At 43.0% G+C, this 4,538-nt stretch carries 4 protein-coding genes; 1 reads left to right on the top strand and 3 read right to left on the bottom strand.

The genetic code is table 11. From position 1 onward, the window contains the following. The 3 genes from AC1DWN_RS28645 to AC1DWN_RS28635 all read right to left on the bottom strand — a co-directional run. The coding region (locus AC1DWN_RS28645) for a YheC/YheD family endospore coat-associated protein (protein ID WP_477562283.1) at positions 1 to 1,262 on the bottom strand (1,262 nt) is incomplete at its 3' end. A gap of 50 nt (positions 1,263 to 1,312) precedes the next feature. After that, on the bottom strand, positions 1,313 to 2,500 hold the full coding sequence (locus AC1DWN_RS28640) for a YheC/YheD family endospore coat-associated protein (RefSeq protein ID WP_477562282.1): 1,188 nt from the start codon (positions 2,498 to 2,500) through the stop codon (positions 1,313 to 1,315). Further along, positions 2,500 to 3,870 (bottom strand): YheC/YheD family endospore coat-associated protein, encoded by a 1,371-nt coding sequence (locus AC1DWN_RS28635; protein ID WP_477562281.1) that lies wholly within the window; start codon positions 3,868 to 3,870, stop codon positions 2,500 to 2,502. Before AC1DWN_RS28635 ends, AC1DWN_RS28640 begins: the two co-directional genes overlap by 1 nt. Before the next feature lie 223 nt (positions 3,871 to 4,093). Between AC1DWN_RS28635 and AC1DWN_RS28630 the strand changes: the two genes are divergently transcribed. Further along, a complete protein-coding gene (locus AC1DWN_RS28630) occupies positions 4,094 to 4,381 on the top strand; it encodes a hypothetical protein (protein ID WP_477562280.1) in 288 nt (95 codons plus the stop codon). The last annotated feature ends 157 nt before the right edge of the window (positions 4,382 to 4,538 follow it).

The following is a 4,538-nucleotide window of genomic DNA, read 5'->3' as shown; positions in this document are numbered from 1 at the left end:
GGCTTTGCATTGGCTTCAAACATCCATACATCTCCGTTCTTATCAATTCCGATATCAAGGCCGAGTTCTCCGAGGCGATGAGGATAATTCCGTTCAATTGCCTCTGAAAGTCTGACTGCGGCGACCTTTGCTTTTTCCAAAACTTCATCAGATTTGCTACCGAATGTGTGATCAAGCGCTTGCTCAGGGGTCATAAGCGCACCGCCATTTTTAACATGAGTGGTGACGCTGCCGCGTCCAGCTTTTTTCGCCCCAATACCAGCTGGAATCCATTCATTTTTTCCGTTTTTATGCATATGAAATCTGAAATCAAGGGGGCAGCCATCAATTTCAACTAATCGAATACCTTGTTGGATGATGTAATTGTTCAAGCTGTTCCCATGTCTGGCTTGAAGCATTCGCATTAAGCCTTGGAAGGTGCTGAACCTGAGGAGTACATTCTGATTGCCTTTGCGGTAGCGTGCGAAATATCCGCGTTTAGCATGAAAGGTCAGTCTATATATTCCAATTCCAAAACTGCCTGTCGCTGGTTTTAAATAAAGAAATTGATGCTTCTCGAGAAGTTCCTTTATTTTCTCGGATGTAGGCTTAGATACCGATTCAGGCAAATGATTAAGCGCCTCAGGATCATTGTCTAGCAGCTTATAAACATCAGCTTTATTTAAGAAACTCCAGTTGAAAAAAGGGATTTTACGTTTTACGAAGCGTTCACGAAGCGCATTGATCGATGCTGAGAATTCAGCCTTGCGGCTAGGCAGCCGATTATAAATCACATCAGGCAAGGGCACGACCTTACGATACCAGCCGCCTTGTGGATTTAGAAAATAGCCGTTAACGGTTTCTTGCTGCCAATTAATATCGCTAGGTGTAAAGCCAAATAAATAAGCCTTTTTCTCTCCGGTACGTATAATCTCTTTAATAAATCCCGTTCTTGAGCCAAAAGGATTGCTTTCTGAATGACTAAAGTTATCACTTAAAATGCCGACTAATGGCCCAAGCTTAACCTCATTGTCACCAGTGTTGAGTACGTAGACGTTGCCCGATTTAGGAATTCTGATCGCTTGGCGGATGCCGGCTGACAAATACAAATGATTGCCCGGTCGTTTCAACTGCTTAATCTCTGCAATGATTACTTCTTTGCCGAGTTTGAGGTGGACGGACTTTTTGTCGGACAGCTTAAGCTTTTTTAGCAACGGGCTGGTTAAATAAATTACTTTATCGGACTGCTGAGAGAAATGTACATTACAAGTCGTCAAACTCATGTATGAACCTCCTGAACATGGAAAGGCCTTAATTAGTTTTGGGTATTCGATTAAGGATTTATACCTTTTGCAGATGCATTTGTGATAAGGGACGGAGAAATACGTCTTGCCAGCAATCGTGCGTATAAGAGCGGTCTTTCGATGGAATGCCTTACTGCTTCATGGTCACTTATGAGTCGGAAGGAGGTTCGGCCTGGTTTGGAATTTGCTTCAATAAGCCAAAGCGTTGCATCCGGCTCAATTCCATAATCTAAGCCAAACTCAGCAAATCTGCCGAATTTATTTTCAAGTCTTACTGCTATTATCTTGCTTATTGTATGGATTTGGTCCAGTAAACGTTCGGTTTTTTCCTTGCCCAAAAGGGAAGCAARCTGCTCAGAGGCAGGAAGAGCATCGCCGCCACCATGTAGGTTGGAGGTAATTTCACCAGTATGACCACAGCGTATCACGGTGCCGCTGCGTGACCATTGTCCTTTTTCGTCCTTTTGAAGCAATACTCTTACGTCAAACGGTTTGTCATTCTGATCCTTTAGCTTTAGGAAAGGCTGAATAATAAAGGTGGATCTATTTATAAAACGATTGGCCCACTGAGCAAATGCGGAATCCTCAGAAAATGCAAATGAGATAGAGAAAGATTTATTTTGATGAGTTCTGCCTCTAACAAAGGTCCTATGATCAAGCGGGCAGCGCCTTATATGAACGATTCCTCTGCCTTGCATGCCGACAGACGGCTTTAAAATGACGCCGTGATGATGGCGATCAGCGAGTTGCTTAAGCTGCTCTGTTGAGTGGAAGCGAACCGTTTCTGGTAAATAACATGCGAGCTTGCTGTCATCTTTAAGAGCATTGTAGACTTCTAGCTTAGAAGGGAGATTGCCATTTAACAGTATATAGGGTCTGCGGCTCGCTAATGTTTCTAGCATTTTACGGCAGCTAATGAGCTGATTAGCTTTTGTGTAAAAGCAACGATCGTAGATGATGTCCGGCAATGGAACGAGCATGCGCTTCCAGCTGTTTTGCTCAAAACGATAGCCGCTTATTTCAGTGGTACTTTCCCGAAATCCTTCTGCGGAAAATACGTACGTATCAATTCCGAGCCGTTTTGCGGTCATGATTAGATCACGGTAGAAGCTTGGTTCGGGCAATACAGGAGTCATGTCAGTTCTATTTGAGGGATGATCAATTGAAGCAACTAGAATACCAAGTTTAAATGCGCCAAATAACATAGAAGTCTCCATTAAAAACCTGATAAAAAACGGGAATATTGAATGATTCTAGGCACAGAAGGACGAATTTTCTGTTCTTTCAGCGGTGTATTGTCACTTTTGGAAGGCTTAGAATTAACCTCAAGAAGCCACACCCTTCCATTTTTATCTAATGCTAGATCAATACCTAGCTCTCCGAAATGTGCGGGAATTTGCTCGTCAATGCCGTGGGCGATATGGAGGGCAGCATCCTGCAATCTTTTATTTGCGTCGTTTCGGCTAACGTTTGACTGCAGATTCGACTTCAGTATAGCCTCCAAAGCTGTGCTTAACGTTCCGCCGCGTGCTAGGTTGGACACGAAATGCTGACTTCCAGCGGTCCGTGCGACGATCGATGTAATGATCCATTTTCCTTTTACGTTTTTTTGAACGAGCGCACGAAAATCAACAGGCCTGTTTTGGATTTCGATGAGTTGAAGACCTTCCTGAATTTGATAGCGAACGGTTTTCATTTTTGTAGAAAGTGATGAGTAAAGCTGCATAAGGCTGGAATATTGCTGAGTGCGTGTACCGGCAGTGGTCGCATACATAGCTTGGAATCCGTTTGTTCCCGAACTAGTAATTCGAATAATGCCTTTCCCTAAGCTTCCGCGAATGGGTTTCAAGAAGACGTTGCTGTGGCGCGAGCACATCGCTTTGAGCATAGAGAAGTTCCGCAGCAAATGAGATTCAGGCAAATAGCGGATTACGGAATCATCTTTTCTTAATGCGTCAAATACCTCAGCTTTATCCAGAAACTTTTCATTGAATACAATGGTAGAATGCTTCAACTTCACTTTTTCAAAAAAATGTTGTACTTGGGGTCTACTTTCTATTTTTCTAGATGTAAGGCGATTGTTGACGATGTCGGGAATCGGCAAACTGACCTGTCGCCAGCCATCTGAATAAATCCAGCCATCGACGTTGTTAAAGCTGCTACCCACTTGATTTGGAGCAAAGAAGTAGACATAAGCGCCTTGTTCTGAACAGGCCTCAACCAGCTCCCTGCAAAAAAGGGTGATAGAGCCAAATGGTTTATCCGGTATGTGGGGATAATCTCGACTGACAAATACACCAATTAGAGGTCCAAGTACAAGGGTTGATGTATCCGACTTATATTGCAGTCTGATTGTCGTATTACCCCATATTCCCATTTGCCGTGCTAAGTTTTGACTAACCCGCATCCCGTTATATCTGGCAACTGGTATAGCCTTCACATGCTGATGGAAAGAACCGAATTTCAATTGAATATGTTGACCTTCTGGAATTTTCCACTGCTTCATCAGTGCTTCGCCTAGCATAATCGTTTCTGCGGGCAGCATGCCGGAGTCAATTACCTGTACAGCTATTTTCGATTTGAGCATTACAAAGCTCCTTCCAAGCAGGAAGTGATGTTAAGGGTTTTTGGTCTATAGGTGTTTATGACGTATTAATTCATCATATGAGGACATCTATCCCTTTGTGAATCAGAAAGTAAGTGTTGCGGAGCTGCTGCTGTTTAGAGTCATAGATAAGGAACTTTATTCATAGGCTGATAATAGGGACAAGAAGGTAGCCGTTTACAACGTTATGGAGGAGTTGGATGAAATGTTTTCCGGTAAAGGCCGTCATTTATTGTATTTGATTATCGCGCTTTCGATGCTTGTTTATGCATGGCCGTATCTTGAGCTTGGAGGTCCGTGGAATGCAGCACGAGTATTTGGTCTCATTTGGACTTTGTTTGCCCTTCTGATTGTAATAGCTAATGCAAATGCATTGCTGCTAGTGAGTGAGGAGAAAAGGAAGGAGCTAGCGCGGATTAAAAGGGCTAAAGCTATGCTTTGGGAGCGCAGGCTGCTGCAGAAGACTACCGGTACTAGAAAAGTTAGAGGATAGCTTGCAAGGTGAGAATTTTATTGGTGATATGAAAAAAAGATGCAATGKCATAAAATGCCATTGCATCTTTTTTCATATATAAGAATTTATAAGTATTCACTTATAAATGTGCTTATATATCTCCGCGAAACGAATGCTTTTGCCGAAGAGGACGGCG

Source organism: Paenibacillus sp. P4_A7 (assembly GCF_056402455.1).
This window is presented reverse-complemented; position numbering and strand designations above follow the sequence as displayed.

Bases quoted from the DNA above. Each gene is read 5' to 3' on its own strand.
- AC1DWN_RS28630 (WP_477562280.1), top strand. From the start codon at position 4,094: ATGTTTTCCGGTAAAGGCCGTCATTTATTGTATTTGATTATCGCGCTT.
- AC1DWN_RS28635 (WP_477562281.1), bottom strand. From the start codon at position 3,870: ATGCTCAAATCGAAAATAGCTGTACAGGTAATTGACTCCGGCATGCTG.